Origin of the sequence: Hyphomicrobium sp. MC1 (assembly GCF_000253295.1) — a bacterium.
Taxonomy (GTDB): Bacteria; Pseudomonadota; Alphaproteobacteria; order Rhizobiales; family Hyphomicrobiaceae; genus Hyphomicrobium_B.
The window spans coordinates 833,800-856,084 of record NC_015717.1 but is presented as its reverse complement, the minus strand read 5'-3'; the positions used below and the strand labels follow the sequence as shown (position 1 = coordinate 856,084).

General features: G+C 60.1%; 27 protein-coding genes. 12 read left to right on the top strand and 15 right to left on the bottom strand.

Annotated features, from left to right (window positions below):
- Nucleotides 1-38 precede the first annotated feature (38 nt).
- From HYPMC_RS04045 to HYPMC_RS04035, 3 genes are all read right to left on the bottom strand, one after another.
- On the bottom strand, nt 39-242 hold the full coding sequence (locus tag HYPMC_RS04045) for a hypothetical protein (protein WP_013946523.1): 204 nt from the start codon (nt 240-242) through the stop codon (nt 39-41).
- A 156-nt stretch (nt 243-398) separates the two neighbouring features.
- Nucleotides 399-674, bottom strand: coding sequence for a hypothetical protein (locus HYPMC_RS04040; RefSeq protein WP_013946522.1), 276 nt, complete (start codon nt 672-674; stop codon nt 399-401).
- 89 nt (nt 675-763) lie between these two features.
- Entirely contained in the window at nt 764-1,663 is a 900-nt protein-coding gene (locus tag HYPMC_RS04035; protein ID WP_013946521.1) for a DUF817 domain-containing protein, read from the bottom strand.
- Nucleotides 1,664-1,840: 177 nt separating this feature from the next.
- On the opposite strand from HYPMC_RS04035, the gene HYPMC_RS04030 reads away from it, so the two are divergent.
- From HYPMC_RS04030 to HYPMC_RS04020, 3 genes are all read left to right on the top strand, one after another.
- Nucleotides 1,841-2,341: a hypothetical protein gene (locus HYPMC_RS04030; RefSeq protein WP_155831182.1), complete on the top strand. Its 501-nt coding sequence runs from the start codon at nt 1,841-1,843 to the stop codon at nt 2,339-2,341.
- 73 nt (nt 2,342-2,414) lie between these two features.
- On the top strand, nt 2,415-4,589 hold the full coding sequence (gene scpA, locus HYPMC_RS04025; protein WP_013946519.1) for a methylmalonyl-CoA mutase: 2,175 nt from the start codon (nt 2,415-2,417) through the stop codon (nt 4,587-4,589).
- Between the two features lie 36 nt (nt 4,590-4,625).
- The gene (locus tag HYPMC_RS04020; RefSeq protein ID WP_013946518.1) at nt 4,626-4,832 is read left to right on the top strand and encodes a hypothetical protein; all 207 of its coding nucleotides are present in this window, start codon (nt 4,626-4,628) and stop codon (nt 4,830-4,832) included.
- 26 nt (nt 4,833-4,858) lie between these two features.
- On the opposite strand, the gene HYPMC_RS04015 is transcribed toward HYPMC_RS04020, so the two are convergent.
- The 4 genes from HYPMC_RS04015 to HYPMC_RS24100 form a co-directional block, all read right to left on the bottom strand.
- Complete coding sequence (locus HYPMC_RS04015; protein WP_013946517.1) at nt 4,859-5,245, bottom strand: DUF302 domain-containing protein; 387 nt, start codon at nt 5,243-5,245, stop codon at nt 4,859-4,861.
- Nucleotides 5,246-5,260: 15 nt separating this feature from the next.
- Nucleotides 5,261-5,797 carry a Spy/CpxP family protein refolding chaperone gene (locus tag HYPMC_RS04010; RefSeq protein WP_013946516.1) on the bottom strand — a complete coding sequence of 179 codons (537 nt, stop codon included), beginning with the start codon at nt 5,795-5,797 and terminating at the stop codon, nt 5,261-5,263.
- 201 nt (nt 5,798-5,998) lie between these two features.
- Entirely contained in the window at nt 5,999-6,427 is a 429-nt protein-coding gene (locus HYPMC_RS04005) for a hypothetical protein (protein WP_024275452.1), read from the bottom strand.
- Between the two features lie 94 nt (nt 6,428-6,521).
- Complete coding sequence (locus tag HYPMC_RS24100; protein ID WP_157135393.1) at nt 6,522-6,686, bottom strand: hypothetical protein; 165 nt, start codon at nt 6,684-6,686, stop codon at nt 6,522-6,524.
- A 50-nt stretch (nt 6,687-6,736) separates the two neighbouring features.
- Between HYPMC_RS24100 and pip the strand changes: the two genes are divergently transcribed.
- A complete protein-coding gene (gene pip, locus HYPMC_RS04000) occupies nt 6,737-7,699 on the top strand; it encodes a prolyl aminopeptidase (RefSeq protein WP_013946513.1) in 963 nt (320 codons plus the stop codon).
- Here the strand turns inward: pip and HYPMC_RS03995 are convergent.
- Nucleotides 7,696-8,169 (bottom strand): cupredoxin domain-containing protein, encoded by a 474-nt coding sequence (locus tag HYPMC_RS03995; RefSeq protein WP_013946512.1) that lies wholly within the window; start codon nt 8,167-8,169, stop codon nt 7,696-7,698. The two genes, pip and HYPMC_RS03995, sit on opposite strands and share 4 nt — an antisense overlap.
- Nucleotides 8,170-8,472: 303 nt before the next feature.
- Here HYPMC_RS03995 and HYPMC_RS03990 point away from each other — a divergent pair, with 303 nt between their 5' ends.
- On the top strand, nt 8,473-10,341 hold the full coding sequence (locus tag HYPMC_RS03990; RefSeq protein ID WP_013946510.1) for a DEAD/DEAH box helicase: 1,869 nt from the start codon (nt 8,473-8,475) through the stop codon (nt 10,339-10,341).
- A gap of 132 nt (nt 10,342-10,473) precedes the next feature.
- Here the strand turns inward: HYPMC_RS03990 and HYPMC_RS03985 are convergent, their stop codons facing one another.
- The 3 genes from HYPMC_RS03985 to HYPMC_RS03975 all read right to left on the bottom strand — a co-directional run bounded on the left by HYPMC_RS03985 (nt 10,474) and on the right by HYPMC_RS03975 (nt 12,417).
- Nucleotides 10,474-11,163 (bottom strand): Spy/CpxP family protein refolding chaperone, encoded by a 690-nt coding sequence (locus HYPMC_RS03985; RefSeq protein WP_013946509.1) that lies wholly within the window; start codon nt 11,161-11,163, stop codon nt 10,474-10,476.
- A 199-nt stretch (nt 11,164-11,362) separates the two neighbouring features.
- Nucleotides 11,363-11,827 (bottom strand): hypothetical protein, encoded by a 465-nt coding sequence (locus HYPMC_RS03980; RefSeq protein ID WP_013946508.1) that lies wholly within the window; start codon nt 11,825-11,827, stop codon nt 11,363-11,365.
- An 89-nt stretch (nt 11,828-11,916) separates the two neighbouring features.
- Complete coding sequence (locus tag HYPMC_RS03975; protein ID WP_013946507.1) at nt 11,917-12,417, bottom strand: hypothetical protein; 501 nt, start codon at nt 12,415-12,417, stop codon at nt 11,917-11,919.
- 87 nt (nt 12,418-12,504) lie between these two features.
- Between HYPMC_RS03975 and HYPMC_RS03970 the strand changes: the two genes are divergently transcribed.
- The gene (locus HYPMC_RS03970) at nt 12,505-15,381 is read left to right on the top strand and encodes an autotransporter domain-containing protein (protein ID WP_013946506.1); all 2,877 of its coding nucleotides are present in this window, start codon (nt 12,505-12,507) and stop codon (nt 15,379-15,381) included.
- Between the two features lie 202 nt (nt 15,382-15,583).
- Here the strand turns inward: HYPMC_RS03970 and HYPMC_RS03965 are convergent, their stop codons facing one another.
- Entirely contained in the window at nt 15,584-16,651 is a 1,068-nt protein-coding gene (locus HYPMC_RS03965; RefSeq protein ID WP_041300688.1) for an ROK family protein, read from the bottom strand.
- A gap of 97 nt (nt 16,652-16,748) precedes the next feature.
- Between HYPMC_RS03965 and HYPMC_RS24095 the strand changes: the two genes are divergently transcribed.
- The 6 genes from HYPMC_RS24095 (at nt 16,749) to HYPMC_RS03950 (ending at nt 19,271) form a co-directional block, all read left to right on the top strand.
- A complete protein-coding gene (locus tag HYPMC_RS24095) occupies nt 16,749-16,919 on the top strand; it encodes a hypothetical protein (RefSeq protein WP_157135392.1) in 171 nt (56 codons plus the stop codon).
- A gap of 42 nt (nt 16,920-16,961) precedes the next feature.
- Entirely contained in the window at nt 16,962-17,099 is a 138-nt protein-coding gene (locus tag HYPMC_RS24445) for a hypothetical protein (RefSeq protein ID WP_013946504.1), read from the top strand.
- 270 nt (nt 17,100-17,369) lie between these two features.
- Nucleotides 17,370-18,203: a ribonuclease HII gene (locus tag HYPMC_RS03960; protein ID WP_041300687.1), complete on the top strand. Its 834-nt coding sequence runs from the start codon at nt 17,370-17,372 to the stop codon at nt 18,201-18,203.
- Nucleotides 18,204-18,386: 183 nt separating this feature from the next.
- Nucleotides 18,387-18,605, top strand: coding sequence for a hypothetical protein (locus HYPMC_RS03955; RefSeq protein ID WP_041299706.1), 219 nt, complete (start codon nt 18,387-18,389; stop codon nt 18,603-18,605).
- Nucleotides 18,606-18,721: 116 nt separating this feature from the next.
- Complete coding sequence (locus HYPMC_RS24090) at nt 18,722-18,880, top strand: hypothetical protein (protein WP_013946501.1); 159 nt, start codon at nt 18,722-18,724, stop codon at nt 18,878-18,880.
- A 52-nt stretch (nt 18,881-18,932) separates the two neighbouring features.
- Nucleotides 18,933-19,271: a hypothetical protein gene (locus HYPMC_RS03950; RefSeq protein ID WP_013946500.1), complete on the top strand. Its 339-nt coding sequence runs from the start codon at nt 18,933-18,935 to the stop codon at nt 19,269-19,271.
- Between the two features lie 43 nt (nt 19,272-19,314).
- Here the strand turns inward: HYPMC_RS03950 and HYPMC_RS03945 are convergent, their stop codons facing one another.
- From HYPMC_RS03945 to HYPMC_RS03935, 3 genes are read right to left on the bottom strand one after another with little or no spacing between them, the layout of a single operon-like run.
- Nucleotides 19,315-20,340 (bottom strand): response regulator, encoded by a 1,026-nt coding sequence (locus tag HYPMC_RS03945; protein WP_013946499.1) that lies wholly within the window; start codon nt 20,338-20,340, stop codon nt 19,315-19,317.
- 2 nt (nt 20,341-20,342) lie between these two features.
- On the bottom strand, nt 20,343-20,792 hold the full coding sequence (locus tag HYPMC_RS03940; protein WP_013946498.1) for a response regulator: 450 nt from the start codon (nt 20,790-20,792) through the stop codon (nt 20,343-20,345).
- Nucleotides 20,782-22,269 (bottom strand): CHASE3 domain-containing protein, encoded by a 1,488-nt coding sequence (locus HYPMC_RS03935; protein ID WP_013946497.1) that lies wholly within the window; start codon nt 22,267-22,269, stop codon nt 20,782-20,784. Before HYPMC_RS03935 ends, HYPMC_RS03940 begins: the two co-directional genes overlap by 11 nt.
- Nucleotides 22,270-22,285: the final 16 nt, after the last annotated feature.

The window sequence follows — 22,285 nt, the reverse complement described above, 5'->3', positions numbered from 1 at the left end:
GATGCTCGGTCAGAGCCCAATAGTAGCGCTGCGCAAACCTATTCGCGGCCCGACACAGCAAGCACGGCCATGACGCCGAGGATCGGCAGCGACGCGAGCACCGACGCCGCAGGCACCGCATATTCGTTGCCGCCTTCGGTCAACGGCGACAGCAGAGCCTGAGTGTCTGGAAAAGCCGCGGCCAGCACAGTCGCGGCAGTGACGATAGCAGCTCCGGCAGCTCCAACAGCGACAGCAGACATGACACTCCTCCCATCTCAAAATTGCTCCGGCCATGGCAGGCCGATGCGTGGGAGAATGAACACGACGCCAAACTCTCGCTGTTACCGGAGTGACAAACCGACAGCGCCGCCGCCGCGAAAGCGAACGACGCGCTTCGGCCGGTAAGAGCAGCTGGACTAGTTGTCGAGCTTTTCGATTTTCGCAGCGAGATCCGGCACCACCGTCATCCGGTAGTGAACGCCCTTGCACGCAACGATCCAGACTTTGGCGTTAGGCTTCGATGCGTCCTTCTCTAGTCGCGCGCTGTCTGGATGATCGCACGCAAATCCCTGCGTACGAAGCTGCGCGGCCAGAAGATCCATCGGCGGCTCGAGCCCGCTCTCGGCAATGGCGCTTGATGCCGACAATCCGGCCGAGATCGCCGAAGCCATGAAGATGATTGAGTTGCGCATAGGACGTTTCCAGGAAATGACGGCAGATATTACGACGAAACGCGACCGATATCCGTCGGGACCACAGTTCGAGGTAAACAATATACTGCTCATTCCTCGATTTTTATTTCGCTCGGACGATGGAGCGACGCAACAAGGGTATACGAAATCAACATTAAGAGGAACCACGAACCGAGCTTTCCGGCGCTCACAAGTTGCCAGCCGTGCCGCTGGTTGGGATAAGCCCACGCAGCCGTAAACGTCCCGATGTTCTCGGCAAACCAGATGAAAAGCGCCACCAGGAATAGCCCGAGCAGCAGCGGCATGTGGCGGTGCGTCTTCCAGATCCTGTAATAGACCGTGCACGGCCCGATGAGCACGACGGCGGCCGCAAAGAGAATGACCCGAAAATCCCGGACGTAATGGTGAGCAAAAAAGTTCGCATAAATGGCGACGCTTAGAACGCCCAGCACCCAGACCGGCGGGTGCCGCGTGAATCGGAAATCGAAAAGCCGCCAGCAGCGTGCGATATAGGAACCGACCGCCGCATACATGAAGCCGGTGAAGAGCGGCACGCCCGCGATGCGAAGCAGGCTCGCCTCGGGATAGATCCACGATCCGACCGACGTCTTGAAGATTTCCATCACCGTGCCGACGGCATGAAACACGACGATGACTTTCGCTTCTTCGAACGTCTCAAGTTTGAAAAGCAGCATCGCCAATTGGATCAGAACTGCAGCGATAACGAGAAAATCGTATCGCGCCAGCACCGCCCCTTTCGGATAGAAAAAATGCGTCGCGATCAGCAGCGCAAGAAGCAAAGCTCCGAACAGACAGGCCCACGCCTGCTTCACACCGAAGCGGACGAACTCGTAGGCAAAGTGAGAAAGCCGCCCGTGTGCTTCCGCCGCCTCACCAATCCGCGCTTCCCAATCGATGAAGCGCGCAAGCGGCGGCCACTGTCGGGCTGCGCTTCGCTGCGAAGCATCCCCGGAAACTTTGCGTTGCATATTGCACCCTGAAACTGGCGCCCCCTTTACGCATCATGCCGAGGTTTATGGCTTTATGAGCCCTAGGCTGACCGCTTGCAGCATCGACGTGGAAACGTCGAATTTCGACACTGTCATCCCGTCTCTTCCCTAGGCACGGCCGGTATGCCAAGTGATCGCGACGCAAAGGAGTTCGCCTTGACTGCCCCGACCAGTCCATCCCCCGCACCGAGCCATTCGCTGCCACGCCTGATGCTGATGGGCCTCTTGAGCGGCCTCATCTCGGCGTTCGTCGCAGCATCCGCGCTCGTCATCCTGGCCGATCCCCGCGTCTCCGGCACAGGGAATGCCGGAGCGGCCGTCAAGGACTTCGGCAACGACATGCCGACGACCCTGCTGGCAGCCTTCATCTGGTTCCTACCCGTGGGGATATTCGTTTTCCCACCCGCGGCGAAATTTCTCGGCGCAGCCTCCAGTACCGGAACTCTTCGCCTGCTGAAATTCGTAGCGCTGGCGGCCATCCTCTGGTGCCTGCTGGCGGAGGCGATTTACCTCATCCTGACGCCCTTAGCGCCCGCCCCGCCGGGCGCCCAGAGCGCCGATCTGATCCGCGCCGCATTAAGCGGAGTTTTTTTCGGCGTCGTTTACGATCTGCTTCTGCGCCGAAGGGACTACCTCCTGGACCGCAAACCCCGCTAAACCTTCCCCCGCCCCGAGTTTTGCCGTACCTTGCGGCGGACGATAACCACTTTTGACCGGATCACCGACCCGCATGACTTCGATTCCGAATTTTGCTCAGATTCCCCTCGATCCGGAGACGCCGGTCAAATCCGCTTCGGCGGCCGAGGCGCCGAGCGCCCCCGTGTGGGAAACTCCGGAAGGCATTCCTGTGAAGCCGGTCTTCACCGATGCCGATACGGCCGGGCTCGATTTTATCGACGGGCTGCCGGGCATCGCGCCGTTCGTGCGCGGTCCCTATCCGGCGATGTACGCGCTGCAGCCGTGGACGATCCGCCAATACGCCGGCTTTTCGACGGCGGAAGATTCCAACGCCTTCTATCGCCGCAACATCGCCGCCGGCCAGAAGGGCCTCTCGATCGCCTTCGACCTCGCCACGCATCGCGGCTATGACTCCGACCACCCGCGCGTGAAGGGTGACGTCGGCATGGCGGGCGTCGCCATCGATTCGATCTACGACATGCGCGTGCTGTTCGACGGCATTCCGCTCCAGGACATGACCGTCTCGATGACGATGAACGGCGCCGTGCTGCCTGTGCTGGCGCTTTTCATCGTCGCCGGCGAAGAACAGGGCGTACCGCCACAGAAACTCGCCGGAACCATTCAGAACGACATTCTGAAAGAGTTCATGGTGCGCAACACCTACATCTATCCGCCCGCACCTTCGATGCGCATCGTCTCGGACATCTTCGCCTACACGTCCGCGAACATGCCGAAATTCAACTCGATCTCGATTTCCGGCTATCACATGCAGGAAGCGGGCGCGACCGCCGACCTCGAACTCGGCTATACGATCGCTGACGGCATCGAATACGCCCGCGCCGGTGTCGCCGCAGGTCTGGATATCGACGCCTTTGCCCCGCGCCTGTCGTTCTTTTGGGCGATCGGCATGAACTACTTCATGGAGATCGCCAAGATGCGCGCCGCGCGTCTGCTCTGGGCGAAGCTCATCAAGGATGAATTCAAGCCCAAGGACAGCCGCTCGCTGTCGTTGCGCACGCACTCGCAGACGTCGGGCTGGTCGCTGACGGCGCAAGATATCTTCAACAACGCGACGCGCACTTGTCTCGAAGCGATGGCCGCCACGCAAGGTCATACACAGTCGCTGCACACGAACGGCCTCGATGAAGCCATCGCGCTGCCGACCGACTTCTCCGCCCGCATCGCTCGCAACACGCAGCTTCTACTGCAGCAGGAAAGCGGCACCTGCCGCACCATCGACCCGTGGGGCGGCAGCCATTACGTCGAACGCCTGACGTACGAACTCGCGAAAAAAGCGATGTCTCACATCCAGGAAGTCGAAGAACAAGGCGGCATGGCGAAGGCTATCGCAGCGGGCATTCCGAAGCTGCGCATCGAAGAAGCCGCCGCCCGTACGCAGGCCCGCATCGACAGCGGTCGCCAGACCATCACCGGTGTCAACAAGTATCAGATCAAGGGCGACAAGGAGATCAACTTCCTCAAAGTTGACAATCACGCCGTCCGCGAAGCCCAGCTTGCGAAGCTCGAACGCCTGCGCGCCGAGCGCAACGAGGCCGAAGTACAAGCTGCGCTCAACGATCTCACCGAAGGCGCCAAAGGCAACGCCAACCTGCTCGATCTCGCCGTGAAGGCTGCGCGCAAGAAGGCGACGGTCGGTGAAATCTCCTATGCGCTGGAGAAAGTGTTCTCGCGCCACAAGGCGGAAATTCGCGCCATCAGCGGTGTCTACAAAAAGGAAGCGGCGATGAACCCGAGCCTTGAGCGCGTCAAAAAGCTCGTCGAGCAGTTCGACAAGAATGACGGCCGCCGCCCGCGCATCCTGATCGCCAAGCTCGGCCAGGACGGCCACGACCGCGGCCAGAAAGTTATCGCTTCCGCGTTCGCCGACCTCGGCTTCGATGTCGATATCGGACCGCTGTTCGCGACTGCCGATGAAGCAGCACGCCAGGCCGTCGAGAACGACGTGCACGTTGTCGGCGTCTCGACCATGACGGCGGGCCATCTCACGCTCGTGCCGGAACTGAAATCAGCGCTCGACAAGGAAGGCCGCGGCGACATCATGATCGTCGTCGGCGGCGTCATTCCCCCGTCGGACTATGACGCGCTCTATGCGGCAGGCGCCAAGGCCGTCTTCGGTCCCGGCACCAACATCCCCGAAGCCGCCGCAGACCTCGTTGAAAAACTCAACGCGCAGTTGGGCTACGTGGACAAGCAAGCGGCGGAATAAATCCCCCGTCATCCCATTTCTTGAAAGGTACCGATCATGGCGTTCGACCAGATCAAGCTGGAGATTTCGCTGCTTCTCACTGAGATGCAGAACGAGCCCGAAGACAGGCACGAGATCTATCTCTCGCTGCGCGAAAAACTCAATCAGCTGAAGGCAACGGGCATGCCTCTGCCCGAAGACCTTGTCACGCTCGAACGCGAACTTGAAAAAGAGTTCGCGGAAGAACAGCGCGAAGGCGAATGAGGACACTGATACCGAGTATGGCCGGCTTATAGCCGCTCAAGTACAGCGCTAAGTTTGTCCCGGACAGTTTCGGCAATCTCAGGTAAGACTGGATTGCCGACACGGCCCATAGCAGCAGCGGGATTGACCGCTGCGACTTCGACGTCGCCAGCCGCACGCTCCTGAACGATGACGTTGCATGGAAGCATGACGCCGATCTTATCCTCCGCCTGCAACGCGCGATACGCGAGCTGCGGATTGCAGGCCCCTAAGATCCGATAGGGCCGCCACTCCGCACCGATTTTCGACTTCAATGTCGCGCTGACGTCGATGTCCGTCAGGATGCCGAACCCTTCGTCCTTGAGCGCCGATATCACTTTCGCAACCACATCGGCGAAAGGAAGCTGCAACGTCTTCGCAATGTAATAATCCATTCGTGCAATCCGAACTTAGATCATGCAACAGCCCATCGCGAGCAGTGCGTCGGCCTTCTTCTTCTGATCGTCGCTCAAAGCATTGTAGAGCGCCTCAACCGACGGCCGAACGGCCTTTAAGTTCTGCACCATATTTTCCATCGCCTTGGTGCGGGCGTCCAAACGATCAAGCGCACTGCCCGAATGCATGACCTTCATCATTTCCGTGCGCGTTTCCTGCATGCCGGCCGCACGCGCCTTCACGGCTTTTGCGTAGTCGTCCCATGCTGCCGTTTGCTCAGCAGTGATGCCAAGCTCGGCCTTCATGTACGCAAGGCGGCCTTCCATCATTGGGCCCATGTCATTCATCATGCCATGGCCCATCATGCCCATGCCAGACTGACCCATCATACCGGGGCCCATGCCTTGGCCAGCCATCATACCTTGACCACCCATCATGCCTTGGCCCATCATAGGCATTTGCGGCTGACTGTCTTGGGCAAGAGCACCGCCAACTCCAAGACCTATTGTGCCGATAAGCGCTCCAGCAAGAACACGCAAATTCTGCTTCATGACCGCTCTCCTTCCTGGCTTGTTCTCGACCAGGAACGGAATCCGTTTTCTTGGCCCTGCGCGCGTTGATGGGCGTCAAGTGTTACAGATTTTTATTATCTCTCGAATGTCGCGACGGCGCCGACGCCGGCCTTCAACACAAAAAAAGCCATGGCCGACCGAAAGCGTTAGCCATGGCGAACAATGTATCGAAGAAAAAGCCTAGTACTTCCTGAGCCGAAAGAAAGCGGTGCCCGCTTCGCCCGCAAGACTAACATCGCCCGTGCGCCCCGAGACCGTGATCTTGATCGAGCCGCCGGTATTGTATTGCTGATTAAAGAAGCTACCGACGTATCTGTTGGCACCGTACTTCGTCAGCTCCGCCGTCTGATCGACTCTGGCAGACGACGTCGCGCAGGTTGCCGACATCCGGTAGCTGCGCGCGCCGGTCTTTGCAAAATGCGCACGGCACCGCGCTTTCTCTTTCGTGCCCGACGAGAAATTGATGTTGCCGTTTCCGGCCCACGTCCCAACCAGCATCGCAGATTCGGCGCGCGCTTCGGCGCCAACCATACCGAGCCCTAACGCACCAGCGAGCGTCACGGCAAATACCGAAGCGCGGCGCGCTTTTAAAAGGTGGCTCTGGATCATTCCAATACTCCGTTGAAACCGGCCGCCCCGCGAAATATAGCGCACCGTGTCGAATGTTGCAGCCGGGTGCAGGTAGGCATCGTTTGGAAAATCGTCAATTGCCGTAAACACCAAACTGGGCGTTCACCAGACCGCGATCCGCCGACACGAACGCCGCTTCCGCCGCCGCAAATTCATCAAATCTGAAGTCAACCGCCGCTAGAGTGATGACAGACATGTGAAGGCCGTCCAGCCCCTCCTCACCAATTGGTTGCAGCATTCCTACCGGCGGAACTTGTCGTTTAAGAAAAAGCATGCTCAGCAGGAGGCATGAAGACCCTCCCGGAATCCTTTCGCCCCTTCGATGCCCGCATGCTGGACGTCGGCGATGGCCATTGGATTTACGTCGAGGAAGTTGGCCGGAAAGGCGGGCGGCCGATCGTATTCCTGCATGGCGGCCCTGGCAGCGGTTCCCAAGTGCTGCATCGCACGCTGTTCGATCCTGCCCGCGATCATGTCTTCCTGATCGACCAGCGCGGCGCAGGCCGCAGCCACCCCTACCTCTCCTGCAAGGCCAACACGACAGCCCATATCGTTGCCGATCTCGAAGCTGTCCGCGCCCATTTTGCCATCGACCGCTGGATGCTCGTCGGCGGTTCTTGGGGATCGACGCTGGCGCTCGCCTATGCCGAACGGCACCCGGAACGCGTAACGGCTCTCGTACTGCGGGCGCTGTTTCTCGGCACCGACGAAGAAGTTCGCTGGGCCTTCGTCGATGGGCCGCAGATTTTCCGCCCCGAACTATTCGAAGCCTATTGTAACCGTCTTCCGCCGGAGGAGCGGGCCAACCCGCTGACCGCTTACGTCAAACGCCTAACCGGCCCCGACGGCGCTGAAAGAACGCGCGCCGCGCACGCCTGGAACGCCTACGAGCGCGCCCTCTCGGAACTCCAGCCAAAACACGCCGTCATTCCCGAAACGGTCGCCGATGGCGCCCGCCTGCCGCCGACGCCGATCGTCGAAGCACACTACATCGCGAACAGCTTTTTTCTGCAGCCCGGCGAGTTGCTGGCCAACGCCCATCGCCTGCGCGACATTCCGGGCGTCATCGTTCAAGGTCGTTACGACCTTCTCTGTCCGCCAAAAAAAGCTCACGCGCTAGCGTCCGTCTGGCCCGCCGCCCGCCTGGAAATCATCGACCACGCCGGGCATTCCATGACCGAGCCCGGCGTGATGGAAGCCATGCGCCGCGCCATCACCGAACTCGGCGATGCCGCGCAGGCCGCGCCTTAGCTGTTCTCGTCAACGATGAGTTCGCTCACCATCGTCGGCTGATGCTTCGAGCAGATGATGCGATAGACGCCGGGTTTGTCCGCGACGAAGCTGACGTTCTGCACTTCGCCGCGTTTCAGGGTGAACGACTTGTCGTAGCCCTCGATCGTCGTCGGATGGCTCGCCCCGTTGAGGCCGACGAACGACAGCGTCACCTCGTCTCCGGCTTTGACGTGGATTTGCGGCGTGCTCCAGAGGTACGCCGAAACTTCCCAGCGCCCGTCTGAATTCGGCTGCTTCAGTTCGTACCCGCCACCCTCCGGCAACGGCGTCGTCGGGAACGGTTCTTTCGAGACCAGCGTGCCGCCCTTCGGCTCGATCGCCGCAATCGTAAATGCGCGCTTAGTGCCGGTGGCCGCCAGAGCCGCCGCTCCGGCAAACCCAATCGCTGCCGCTGCAAGCGTCAGAGCGACTTGTCGCGGTGTGATCATGGTGAACCTCCTTACCGTTTCAATCCGCCTGGATTTTTCCGCGTCGTGGCGACACAGTCGAGCGTTAATTAACGATCGCGCTTGACTTCACAGCCGAACATCGTCACTAGCTCACGCATTGCTCTCCGATGGCGCTCGGGTCCTCGTGCCACTTGAAAGCGGTTCAATCACCGCGCTCGACCCTGCATTGAGATCAATCCTTATAGACAAGGCCGCACCCCGAAAGCGCCGGTGTGGGCCATGGGACGAACCTCCGGCACCAGATGTGTGCGCGGGGCTCGAAGCCCTTGGGACTTTTTCACTTTGACCACTGAAACTTTTGAGGCATTCGGCTTTGCTGAACCTCTTGCGCGTGCTCTGACGCAGTGCGGATACACGACGCCCACACCGATTCAGGTGCAGGCGCTTCCGCCGCAGCTCGAAGGCCGCGACCTGCTCGGCATGGCCGAGACGGGATCGGGCAAGACCGCAACATTCCTTCTGCCGCTTCTGAACAAGTTCGCAGCAAACCCGTCCGACCCGCAATGGAAGCAGGTCTCGGCGCTGATCCTTGCGCCAACGCGTGAACTTGCGGTCCAGATCGACCAGGAAGTCGCCAAGCTCTCGCGCAACATGAACCTGCGCCGCGCCGTCGTCCTCGGTGGCGTCAGCAAAGGACCGCAGATCAACGCGCTGAAACGGGGCGTTCACATCCTTGTGGCGACGCCGGGCCGCCTGCTCGACCACGTCAATATGCGAAGCTGTGATCTCTCCGGCGTGCAGACGCTCGTCATCGACGAAGCCGACCGCATGTTCGATATGGGCTTCGTCCGCGACATCAAGAAGATCGTTTCGCTCATCCCGCAGAAGCGCCGTACCGCGCTCTTCTCCGCGACGATGCCCGATGAGATCAAGAAGTTCGCCTACGATATTCTTCACGATCCCTATCGCATCGATCTCTCTTCAAAGAAGATCGTCGTCGATCGCATCGATCAGAAGATCATGATCGTTAAGACGCCCGAGAAGCAGAGCCGCTTGCACACCATCCTGAACGACGAGGCCGCTTCGCGCGTCATCGTCTTCACGCGCACGAAGCGCGGTGCGGATCGTGTTGCAAGCCGCCTCGGCATGGCTGGCATCAGCTCGGCAGCCTTCCACGGCAACAAGGCGCAGAATGCTCGTCAACGCGCCCTCAATGACTTCACGATGGGCCACATTCGTGTGCTCGTTGCGACCGACATTGCCGCGCGCGGCATCGACGTTTCGAACATCACGCATGTCATTAACTTCGACATGCCGCTCGATCCCGAGACGTACGTTCATCGCGTCGGCCGTACCGCCCGCAAAGGCACCAACGGCGTCGCCATTTCGCTGTGCGATCCGTCGGAACGCCAGGAAGTCCGCGCCATCGAGCGGATGATGAAGCAGCCGCTCGACGTCGTCGACGATGTCGGTGGCGAAGTCCTGCCGCCGCTGCCGCGCAATCATCAGACGAACGACGGTGAAGGCTCGCGCCGTGAAGGCAATCGTGGCGGCGAGCATCGTCATCGCGACGGCGCACCGCGCGGGGAACGCCAAGCCCATCGCGGCAATCGCGACCGCGGGCGTGACCGGCCCGCCTACCAGAGCGAAGGCCGTGAAGGCCGCCCCGAACGCCCCGCAGTGTTCGGCGTCACCGATCGCGAACGCCCAGCGCGTCCGGAACGTTCAGAGCGTCCTGCTCACCACGAACGTCCGGAGCGGCCCGCACGCGCCGATCGTCAGGATCGCTCGGATCGCCAAGAGCGCTCGGCTCGTCCGGAACGTCAAGAACGCCCGCAGCGCCATCGGGACGATAGCCGTCCGCGTGACCGCGATCAGCTGAACGCACGTTCGCATGGCAGCAACGGCCATTCTGCTAACGCAGAGCGTCGCGAACACAAGCCGAGCGACCATCATCGCCCGAAAGATCACCGCGGCGAACTCCGCGCCGATCACCGTGGCGAGAACGGTCACGATCATCGCCACGGACCGCGCCATGTCGAAGGCCGCCACCGCAACGAAGCGAATGGTGGCAATCGCGAGGCCGGTCACGGAACGAAAAAACCGCAACGCAACGGCGAGAGCGGCCGGTCGTGGGGCAATGACGGCGGCGCACCGAAGTTCATGAAGCGCCGCGACGACGATCGCAACCGCGCCCGTCCGGCCCGCTGAGCGTTCGCACGGTGCGATAGCTCACTGATCGAAACAGTATCGAGCCCGGCCATAAAAATGGCCGGGCTTTTTTTTATGGCCCGGCCAAAGTCGAAACGAAGGGAGTAAAAGCAGAGAAAAGGTTACGACGCCTTAGCCCTTCTTGTCGGGCTCGGCAGGAGCCTGCTCCGGTCCGCCGTCATTATCGTCGTTGTCCTGCATCTGCGGACCATCATGCGAGCCGGGGCCCATCATACCGGGACCCATGTGCGGGCCATGACCGAACCAGCCATGATCGCGACCGCCCGGACCCCAGCCTTCGGCGAAGCGGTGACCGCGCGGGCCATGACCGAAGCCGGGGCTCAGTTCACGGACCAACGGACGAAGGACTTCTTTCTGCTCATCCGACAGCGATGCATAGAACGGCGAGAAGGCCGTCGAGAACGCCTTCATGCGGTCAGCGCGTTCACCCATCCGCTTGCTCATCATTTCGAAGCGGGTGGCGAGATCGGGACGCTTGTGTTCGGCTTCATCCTTGCCGCCCTTGGCGTGCTCGGCTTTCCACTCTTCGCGCTTCTTCTGCCATTTCTCGATACGGGCTTCGCGCGCCTTGAACGCGTCGCGAACCTGCGTTTCAACCGGCGCCCAGAGCTTTTCCTGATCCGGCGTGAGTTGCAGCGCCGTCTTCACCATCGCCAGGCGGCCGTCCTCAAGACGTGACCGGGTCTCAGGCGACATCATGCGCCATCCGGCATGGTCGGCCGTCTTGGCGATAGCAACGGTTGCAGGGACTGCTGCGACAGCGGCAATCGCAATCCAGGTGCCACGCGATAAAGTCTTCATGGACATCTCCTTAGGGCCGGGGAAGGCATTTAGGGGGATCGTTGCCCGGCCATCGGAGATAAAAACGCAACTATCTTCGCGATCCGTCGCCGTTTGCTGCCGACATCGCGAGAATGAATAAAGATGAACGAATTCAGGCAGAACGCGGGCATGAACAAAGCCCACCCGTAGATGCCAATGGCGCCTTGCGCCGAAGCGTTCAGTTCGTCCCGTTGATGATCGCCAGCGACGTGGGATCAATAGCCGCCGCGCGGCGCGCCCCCGCAACGCTGCCCGACTTCTGCGGGTCCGCCGGCGTCATGGTCGATGACAGGCTGCCGCGCAAAGCGCTTGATGAGGGCTGCGCATAGACCACGCGATTGCGTCCCGCGTAGCAACCCGCAATGCAGATCACCAGATCTTCGTTCGGGCGCGCGGCCAGGATCTGCTTGACGAGCGGGCTGTCGGTTCCGGGCTGCGAGCGGAAGCTCGCGCCGTCTTCAGGCACGCTGTTGAGATTGCCGGGCTTCGGCACGTAAGAATCCGGCCCTGCAGGATCGAACTGATCGCCGTCCGCCGTTGAATTATCGACATCGGCGCTTTCCGCGAAAGCCACCGACACCGGCAGGACAACGAGCACGGAAAGGAGAGCGGCGAATCCGATCGACCGCGACGAGCTACGCATAACGGCAGGCTCCAGAACTGAACGAATTGGAAAAGACTGTGCCGTACCGAAGTTAAAGAAACGCTTAAGACATTCTCAAGCGCCCCGGCTTATGGCGCGATCGTCACCCGGAACGACCGGCTGACCGTCTCCCCGCTGGCAAGCTTTGCCGTAACGGCGAAACTGTCCGTGCCGTCCGTGCCATCCCGCGCCGTGTAGTAAATGCCTGTACCTATCGCAGTCTTTCCGATGCAGGTCCCTTTTGCCGAATATTCAATCGTCGTCTGTTGGCCGGGAACGAAAGCCAGATCGCCCTTGGCCGGCGGCTGCGTAATCGCGATCTCGGGTGCGGCCAACTGCTCGCACTTGTCGCCAAGGCCCGCAAAAATGAAAACGCGGGCACGCCGTCCAGGAACGACCGGAGCCGACCGTACTGCCACATCCGTCGGCGGCGTGCTGGTGGGAGACTGCAGCGTCGCCATGTTGGCTCCCTGCCCCGAACAACCGCCGACGCATGCAGCGATCAACGCCAAAAGCGCGACCGGCAGCCGGGACCAGCGCACGCCGCCCGCACAATATTCGTCAGCACTCTGGTTGCCCAAACGCATCATCTGTTCCGGCGTCTCCGATTCTGTCGTCGAACTGTAATCCCCGGCTCCTAAACGCCCCTCGGTAAAGTTCGTTGGGGGTCACTCGAAATGTCTCGTCTGTTGAGTAGCGCGGCACACATCGCGCTTGTTGCTGTTCTCGTTTCCTATCTTCCTGCGCCTTCTGTCCATGCTGCCGATATCGTCGTCAACAGCGGCGATACGAACACAACCGCTCAGACACTCAAAAACCAGGACATACTCACCATTCAGGGTGGAGGAACCCTCGACGTTTCCGCAACTGCGATCAAGCTGAAGGATGATTCAGCCGCGCCGGGGATCGTGATCGACAACTTCGGAACCATCAAATCCGGCAACCGAGGCATCGACACGAGCGGCAGCAGCACAATTCGGACGTTCACCTTCAACAACGAAACGGGCGCCACCGTCGACACCTTCGATGACGGCATCCGTATCGATACAGACGTCACAGACGGAAAAGTAACGATCAACAACGCGGGAACCATCACCTCGCAAACCGGGCAGGCGATTGATCTCGACTCGATTTCGACCAATGGCGCCACGATCAGCAATTATGCGACCGGTGTAATTAGCACCCAGGATGCCGACGCCATCCGGGCCGGCGGAAACGGCACAGTCAACAACTGGGGCAAGATCATCTCGAACGCTGCCGCGCCGGATGACTCCAAGGACGGTATCGATTTTCAAGACCACGCCGGCACGGTCAATAACTACGCGGGCGGCGTCATCTCAGGTGCGCGCCACGGCATCACCAGCGACGTTGACGTGAACGTCTACAACGAAGCCGGCGCCAGCATCACTGGCCGCAACGGCTCCGGCGTCGGCTCCGACGGCAACGGCACGGTCCTGAACTACGGCACCATCACCGGCACCATCGACAACGTCTCAGAGAACGGCGATGGCGACGGCGTCGATATCGACTTTAAAGCCAACATCACCAACTACGGCACAATCCAGGGCACGGGCGCAAAAGGTGAAAAAGACGGCTCGCCGAACACCAGCGAAGGCATCGCGGCGGGCGGTGGCACCATCATCAACGGCTCGGCCAATGCCGTCATCAGCGGCAAGGACAACGCTATTCTGATCGATGACAGCAACGCGGGGGATGCCCCGTACGCGACCCAGATCACCAACCTCGGCACCATCCGCGGCGAAGACGGCTTCGGCATCCGCATCATCGGCACGCAAAACGATACCATTCAGAACGCCGGCCTGATCGAGGGCGCGAACGGCGAGGCGGTCGATCTCGGCGGCGGCGACGATACGCTGATCGTCAATACGGGCGGCAAGTTCATCGGCCTTGTCGATGGCGGCGCCGGAACCGACACGGTCGATCTCGATGGCACCGGCACCTTTGCGGGCGGCGTCAACTTCGAAATCCTTGACGTCAAAGGCGACTGGACGCTGACTGGCACGCAAAGCTACAGCAACGGCGCGACACTTGAATCGGGCAAGCTCAGCGTCGATGGCACGCTCGACGCCGACTTGACCACGAAGGCCGGAACGATCCTTGCCGGCAACGGCACCATCGGGTCGGCGTCGATCTTCGGCACCATCGCGCCTGGCCATTCGATCGGCACGTTGACCTTCACGGGCGATTATCAGCAGCAAGCCGGTTCGACTTACGAAGTCGAACTCGACAGCACCGGTAAATCCGATCTCATCACCGTCGATGGCGCCGCGACGCTCGCTGGCTCCGTCATCGTGAAGCCCGCTTCGGGCCAGTACAAGCTCGGAACGCAATACACGATCCTGACAGCACAGAACGGCATTACGGGCGGCTACACGAGCGCGACGGACTCGATGCCCTTCATCGACTTCGCGCTCGCCTCCGACGCCAACAACATTTATCTCGACGTTACGCGCAGCAACGTGACGTTCCAATCGGTTGCCATCACCTCGAACCAACATAAGGTTGCCGCTGCGATCGACAGCCTCGGCGCGACTAGCGCCGTTTTGAATTCCGTCGCGAACGCCACCAGCGAAGAGGCAGCCCGCAGGGCCTTCAACAGCCTGTCCGGCGAAATCTACGCCTCCGCAAACGGCATCATGCTCGAAGACAGCCGCTTCCTACGCGACGCCGTGATGGACCGTGTCAGAAACGATCTGGAAGACAAACCCCGCGGCGGCCTCTGGGGACAAGCATTCGGCTCGCAAGGCACGTATAGCGGCGATAGCAACGCCGCAGGTGTCGACCGCACCATTGGCGGTGTCTTCGTCGGCGTCGATACCAAAGCCGGAAGCTTCGGCAGCATCGGCATCGCCGCTGGCTACAGCCACGCCTCTCTCGATGACGACGGCCGCAACTCTTCGCAAGAGCGCGATGATGCCCACCTCGCCCTCTATGGCGGCGGCCGCTGGGGTGCGCTCGGCATGCGTTGGGGTGCGGGCTACACCTGGGCCGATCTCGACACCAAGCGCCGCTTCGATCTTGGCGGAACGACCGACGAAGCGCGGAGCAATCAAACCGCCGGCACGGCGCAAGTCTTCGGCGAACTTGGCTATCACATCGGTTTGGGAGGCGTAGATTTCGAGCCGTTCGCCGGCATCGCCTACGTCAACCTCAACACCGACGATTTCCGTGAAGCTGGCAGCGACGCGGCCCTCAAGGGCTTCGGCGACAACCAGGACCTGCCGACGACGACACTCGGCCTCCGCGCAGCAACCAACGTCATCATGCAGAGCGGCACGATCTTGACGACACACGGCATGGTCGGTTGGCGGCATGCGCTCGACGACGTCGACACAAGCCAGACGCTCGCCTTCTCCGGCGGCTCACCGTTCTCGATCGACGGTGTGCCGATTGCGCGCGATACGTTGATGCTGGGCGCCGGCCTCGACGTCAATTTCTCGCCAGATCTCACCGTCGGCCTCTCCTACAGCGGCGAGATCGGCGATGACATCCAGGACCACGGCGTCAAAGGCAACCTATCCTGGAAATTCTGACGCCACTTGTGGAACGTCGAGCACGAAAAATATGACGGGCACCTCTAAAGTTATGATCGCTTAAAGAGGTGCCCGGCCACCAGGCCTGTTGTTTGTGAAGACAAGCGCGGACGGCAGATCGTATCTGCCAGAGAAATCCTAAAAAGCCTGTAACCGCGGAAACTGACGCGGCGGCCAACGCCAAAAATTTTTGCCGCCGTTATCAATCCTTCTTCACGTCGCGATTTGTAAAGCGCGCATTGCCGAGCCCGGTGCCGATTGTCAAAACCGCCCAGCGCTGCCGGTCCTGCATGCGCGGCAGCTCGCTGAGGCCCTGCACCACCGCATCGTTGTGCATGACCACCATCGTCTCCGATCCGCCGATCTCGGGGATCGCTGCCTTGATGGCGCTCGGAAGATGGAAGCCGCGAGCCTCCCAATTCCCCGGAAGGTTCTGGCCGCCGCGGTCGATCGAGCCATCCTCGCGGATAATTCCGGGGCAGCCGATCCCGATCACCGGCGCCAGCGCAAACTTCTCTTTCTCGTTCCAGCGAATTTGCCCTTCGAGCATTTTGACGAGATGGGCAACCGCCTCGGTCCGATTGGTTTCCGCATCCGCGTGACACCAGATCTCCGAGCCTGCCACTTTGCCCTTCATGAGATCAGAAGATTTCTTGAGGTTGAGTTGCACGGTCCCGGCGCGAATGTTAGTGCCGCCAATATCGACCGCCAACATCGTGTCGTGCCCTTTGAGCATCCACGCCGGCAGCAGATGCGCTGCCCCGATGAGGCCGGCATCGTCCGGATCGTTGTGGATCATCTCGATGTCGACAGCGATATTCTCGGCTTTCAGCAGCAGCCCGGTCCGACCGGCCACAAGCTCGCCGATCCGGCTGCCGCTAAAGCCGCCGCCGACGACGAGGGCTTCCGTGTCCCGCCACTCCTGGGTTTGCAGAAAGCGGCGAATGACTTTCGCAAACTGCTGAGAAAACTCTTCGACGGCGCTCTGAACGAGACCAGCCGCCTCCGGATCGCCTTCCTCGAGTTCCGCGACAAGGTCATCCTTCTTGAGCTTGTCCGTGCTCTTGTTTCCGAAGGGATCCTCGCCCGCGTCTTTCAGAGGCTTGCGCCATTTTTCGACGATTTCCCAGAACGCGCTTTTGCTCGCTTTGTCGCCGATGAAGCCATCGCCGTCACGAACTTCAATGTTGTAGCTGTCGACCGTTACGCTCGGCAAAACGGCTGCGCCATGGGTCGGAAGATCGGATCGAGAAGATATCGGTTTGTCCATCGGCACAACGACGCCGGATGAGGGAGATTGGTTCCCTTTTGAACCAACGAATGTCGGAGCGACTTGCATTACAACAAGCACTGACAGGAACTAAACGATGGACAAAACGCCGGGAACCCGTGCTGATGACGACGCGACGCAGCAACCGCGTCAAACAGAAACGCCGACGAAGCGCGAGCGGTCCGCCGTCGCCAACGAAGACCACACCAAGGCGCGCCAGAAACTCACGGACGAAACCCGCGCCCCAGAACGTAAGCGGCGCGCGTAAATATGTTTTTGAAAACCGTTCCTATCCGAGCGGAGGAAAAAAATGACGATCAGAAAAGTGAAGGCCGGATATCGCCTGGTTTCCAAGAAAGGCAAGAACCTCGGCACCTATAAGACCAAGGACGGCGCCAAGCAGCGCGAACGCGAAGTTCAATATTTCAAGAAGGCAAAAGCCAAGTGAACGTGGCCCACCATGGGATGGGACGTCCCGGCAATCCGCATGATCCCGCGACCGATCCCGACTTTGATCCCAATATCGAGCCAAGTGAACCCGAGCCGCTTCCCGAGCCCAGTTCGCCCCCGCCGCCGGATCAGCCGCCTGAGGAACCTGACGTCCCGCCTGTAATCCGGCCGCGTTGAAACTGAACCGAGTGGAAAGTTGACGCACGCGGAGCGCCCGTGCCACGGTCTTGCCGAACAAGACCTCTACGCGTGCCCAGTGAAACTCAATTTGTCAGAACTTACCCTTCGCCATGTGCGCGAAGGCCGGCCCCTCGATAAGGCGCTCGAAGCCGCGCTGCGGCGTGATCCGCGCGCTGGCGCCAGAGCCATTCTCTCAGCCATCGAAAAGCGCCGCTTTGATAATCGCTCGGAAGGCCAGCGGCTGCGCAATTTGCTGCGCTTCGAAACCGATTTGTGGTCGTCAGGCGTGCTTCTGGTGGCGGGCGTGGACGAAGCCGGTATGAGCCCGCTGGCCGGACCGGTGTGTGCGGCAGCCGTCATCTTCGAACCCGACACCCGCATTCCCGGCGTCGATGACTCCAAAAAGCTTGACGCCGTCTCGCGCGAGCGTCTTGCCATCGAAATAAAGAACGTTGCAGTGACGTGGGCCGTCGGCTGGGCCGAAGTGCATGAAATCGACAGCCTGAACATCTACTGGGCCGGTATCCTGGCAATGCGCCGCGCCGTCGAAGGCTTGGCCAAGCCACCCGATCATATTTTGCTCGATGCGCGGCGGATCAAAGACTTGGCGATCCCGCAGCAGGCGATCGTGCGCGGCGACTGCAAAAGCTTGACGATCGCGGCAGCCTCGATCATCGCCAAGACCTCGCGCGACGCCAAAATGCACGACCTCGACGGTGAATATCCCGGCTACGGCCTCAAGACCCACAAAGGCTATCCGGTCCGCGAACACCTCACGGCGTTAAAAAAGCTCGGCGCCTCGCCCATTCATCGTCGCTCGTTTGCGCCGGTCCGCTCCGTGCTCGGTCTACCTCCGCTTTATAACACAAGATCACTCGACGGCGATGACAGCGCCTCGATGGCCGACACAGACGGACCCTGATCGTCGGCCAGCAGAAAACCCGCAGCGCAACCACGCCATTCGGCTGTTCAGCTTCCTCTCAAATTATGACAGTTGTGATACTCGCCCCGAGATAATTTTTGAACGGCGGGGGACCCATTGCGGATGAAATCCGCTATAAACTGGGGCCTGGCGGTAGCGTAATCAAAACGCGGAGTGAGCGTAATGATGCCGGAAAGCGATCTCATGGAAGCCAGGTCCGAAGCCCGGCTCATACTCGACCTCGGCGACGAAGAGGTGAGCAAAATCTTCTTCCAGCAGACGATGCGGCGCAATCTGACGCGTACCGTTCGGCACCTCGATCGACTGGTGCAAAGCGGCGGCGACGACCGCAGGCTCGGCGAGAGCGCGTTGGAACGGCTAGGCTTCGGCGCTCAGAATTGATCCGGCAGGGAGCGATGTCCGGCCATCCCGGCGCATAGCTGCCCTGCAGCGCTGACATTCGTAAACGGGAACTTATTTCTCCGGTTGGCGCTTAATTCGCGGAGAAAGGAGGCGGCATGCTCGCCATCGTTTATGATTTTTTGTTGCTGCTGTCGGTCGCCGCGCCTCCGATCGTGTTTTGCTACCTGCTGTATCTCGGTTTGCAGATTTCCGAACAGGATCGAGCTGAGCCCGCCGAGGTTCGCCGTACCAATCCGAAATCTTCGCGCCGATAATTCAGGATTGACGTTCGAGACTGACGTTTGATGAAGCGATAGGAGAACCGTAATGGCTTCCAAATCGTTTGTTGTCGTCGACCGGACTCGCTCATGCGGTCTCGAACTGAGAGACATCGTCGCCAAGTCCGGCGACACAGCTCACGTCTTCAGCAGATTTTCTCCCGCGCTAGAAATGATCGAGCGCAAACACATCGACGCCGTACTCGTCGAATTCGATATCGACAAACAGACGACGGCGTTTTGTACAGCTGTGCAGGCTCTCGGCGTGCCGGTGATTTTTCTGTCGGCGCCGTGTCATCCGTTCGACATTCGTGAATTCGGATTTGTCGCCTCGTTCCCGGATCTGCCGCACGCGCCGAAACTGCCGGTGCAATACGTTCGCCGTTAGCGACGCGAACTGCTTTCTGCAAAACCTGGACGCCGCTCGAGCTTCAAACCGGAAATGTCAGCATGGCCCGCGTGCCGCTGTCTCCACCGCTGAAGGCCAGCTTGCCGCCAATGCTCGACGTCATCGACGTCATGACGCGTGTGCCCAGACGCGTGCCGCCCGCCATCTGCGTTTTGTCGAGACCGACACCATCGTCCTCGACTGTGAGAACGACTTGGCCCTCTCTCAGAGTGACATCGACACGAATTTCCCCGTCGGCCCGATCAGGATAGGCATACTTATAGGCGTTCGTAACGAGCTCGGTGACGACGATGCCGACCGAAACCGCCTTATCGGTGGGGATGGACAATGGCACGCAATTGAGATGGACGGGATGGTTGTGACCGGCATCGCCCATAGCCCGCTTCAAATCTTCGATTAGGCTGGTGAGATATTCCTTAAGATCCACCGACGTCACATCCTGCGAGGTGTAAAGTCTGCGGTGCACCCCCGCGATCGCTATGATCCGCGCGCTCATTTGATCGAGCAGATCCTGTGCACCGGGATCACTGAGCGAATGCCGCTGCAGCGCCAAAAGACCGGCGACGATAGCCAGCGAATTGGCAACGCGATGATTGACCTCTTTCAGCAGCAGTTCAGCCCTGTCGCGCGCCAAGCGGATTTCCGTTTCGGCCGCTTCCATGTCTCGCCGCAGCCGCTCCTGCTCCAACGATGTCTGGACGGCCTGCATCAACAGCTCTCGGAAATGTCCTTGCACATCCTTCCAGACGTAGTCGATCGCTCCCGCCTTGAGCGCTGCGACGGCAACGCGGCTGTCTTCCGATCCGGTCACGTAGACCACTGGCGGCGGATTAGGGAGCGCACGAATTTCCTTCAGCACCTGCAGCCCGACCATGCCGGGCATGTGATGATCGAGCGCTACGATATCGTACGGCTTGGCACGAACGAGATTTAGTCCATCATCGCCCGAATAAGCGAGCTCGACGTCGAAACCATTCGCTTGCAACGTCTTTTGAACCAAGCGCCCGATGCCCGGATCGTCATCGATGTAGAGCACCTTCGGCGGCATGATCAGTTGGTTTCCGGTACCTGGATAACAGAGAAGAAAAGCCCCAATTGCCGGATCGCATTCGCGAAGTTCTCGTAGTCGACGGGCTTCGTAATGTAGACGTTGGCGCCGAGATCGTAGCAACGTTGAATTTCGCGTTCATCGTCCGTTGTCGTCAACACGACGACGGGTGTCCGCTTGGTATGCTCGTTGGCCTTGATCTTTTCGAGAATACTGACACCCGTCATGTCCGGAAGGTTGAGATCCAGCAGGACAAGCAGATGCTTGCGCGCACTCGTCTCGCCGCTGCCGTTCGGCCCGAACAGAAAGGTCAGCGCATCCGTCCCGTTCGCAAATGGAATAATGTCGTTGTTGACGCCTGCGCGCCGAATATTCTTTTCGATGAGGCGCGCGTGTCCCGCGTCGTCCTCGATCATGACGATCTGGACCGCCTTACCTTCACTATTGGGCATTCGGCTTCTCCGGCAGTTTACGAGGCAGCATGACGCGGAACGTCGTGCCTCGTTTGAGTTCAGACGTCATCGTGATCTCACCCCCGAGGCGGCGGATCAAAGTCTTGACGTGCGCCAAGCCGATGCCTTCGCCTTGTTTATCCTGTGCTCCGGCGCGCCGAAAGAGGTCGAACACGCGTTCAGCATCGTCGGCGGCGATGCCGCGACCGTTATCTCGAACCTCAATGACGATTGCACCCCAGCGGCTCGGAACCTGCTCAATCATGATCTTGGGCGCGCGTCCCGGCATAGTGTATTTCAGTGCATTATCAATAAGGTTGCCGAAAACCTGTTCAAGAGCCAGACGGTCGGTTTCGATCGTCGGCATCGGCCGCAAAACCTCGATCTCGCCGTCCGCTTCCGTAACCCGGTGCTGCACAGCTGCGATGGCGGAATCAAAAAATTCTTCCAGGTCGACCGTCTCGGGCCGGAGAATTCTCTGCCCTTCCCGCGACAGTTTCAGGATCGCCTTGATCAGCCCGTCCATCTTATGTGTCGATGTCCGGATGAACCCGATCGATTCCGGCAAGTCCTCACGGATCGCGGTCCGGGCGGCTGGCCCTGATTCCAGTTCAACGAGCTTGGGGTCCTCGCAAAGGCTCGCAAGCGTCGCCAGCCCCGCTTCGAGCTCTGAGGTATACCCCATGACATTCACGAGCGGCGCTCGCAGGTCGTGACTGACGATATAGGCGAAGCGCTGAATTTCATCGTTCGCACGCTGAAGGTCCGCTGTCCTTTCCTTAACGCGCTCCTCAAGCCCCATATTGAGCTGCTCCATCTTGCCGCGAGTTGCCAACAGAGCGCGCGTGTATCGCAAGATCGTCGCGGCGGCACCAAGAGCCGCCAGCAGGATGACGACGCCAGCTCCCAACGTAAACCATCGAGCAAGAACGGCGTTGTCTTGCTGGCTTTGAATGCTCTTGGTTAATTCCGTTTCGACCACCTCGGTCTGTTCCGCCACGAGCTTGCGGATGTCATCCATGAGGTTCTTGCCGCGATCGGTGTTGACCACCGCTAGCGCTTCGTTGGACTTGCCCGCCATCCGCAATTCGACAGTGGATGCAAGCTCCTGAAGTTTCGCGGCAGTCGCCGCCGCAATCTCATCTAGTCTGCCCTTGGCTTGCGGCTGGTCTTTGAATTGGTCGCGGACATCCGCCATCCGCTGCGGGACGTTCTTGATCGCGATGTTGTAGGGCTCCAGATAACGGCTCTCACCCGTCAACAGATACCCACGCTGACCGGTTTCGGCGTCCTGAATTGACGACAACAGCTGCGACAGCGCTGTCAGCTGCTCACGGGCGACAATCACATTCTGCGTCGAGGCGCTGGTCTTCTCTAAAAGCCAGAAGGAAACAGCGACGAGCACGACAAGCGTCAACACGCCGGCCGCTGCGAATACGTATGTAACGCGCAAAAGTTTCGAAGAATTCGCGCCCATCAATGCTCGGCCAACC